The following is a 449-nucleotide window of genomic DNA, read 5'->3' as shown; positions in this document are numbered from 1 at the left end:
GGGTTGCGGTCGTGCAGCACGTTGACGTCCATGGTCGCGCGGGTTGCGAGCGTGTAGAGCATGATGCTCCCGACGATCGCGATCGCGGCCGCGTAGATCAGGGTGCGCGGGCGGATGATGCGGTAGATCGGAGCCTTGCCTTCGCGCCGGCGCTGCATGTTGATGTCGGTGTCGTAGCCGATCAGGCCTTGCGGCCGGCCGATCTCGCGCATCACGTTGTCGCAGGCGTCGATGCACAGGCCGCACTGGATGCAGCCGAGCTGGATGCCATGGCGAATGTCGACGCCGGTCGGACAGACGTTGATGCACTGATGGCAGTCGACGCAATCGCCGGCGGGATTGCCCTGCGCGCGGGCAGCATCCGCCTTCTTCACCGACATGCGCGGCTCGCCGCGGTCGCGGCGATAGGTGACGTTGAGCGCCCATTCGTCGGTCAGCGCCGCCTGGAT

The 449-nt window shown here is 66.8% G+C and carries 1 protein-coding gene; it reads right to left on the bottom strand.

The window, feature by feature from the left end; all coding sequences use genetic code 11:
• Window positions 1–449: 4Fe-4S dicluster domain-containing protein (locus JHD07_RS24445; RefSeq protein ID WP_366865123.1), on the bottom strand; the 449-nt coding region annotated here is incomplete at both ends.

Source organism: Bradyrhizobium sp., assembly GCF_016462955.1.
Lineage (GTDB): Bacteria > Pseudomonadota > Alphaproteobacteria > Rhizobiales > Xanthobacteraceae > Bradyrhizobium.
This window is presented reverse-complemented; position numbering and strand designations above follow the sequence as displayed.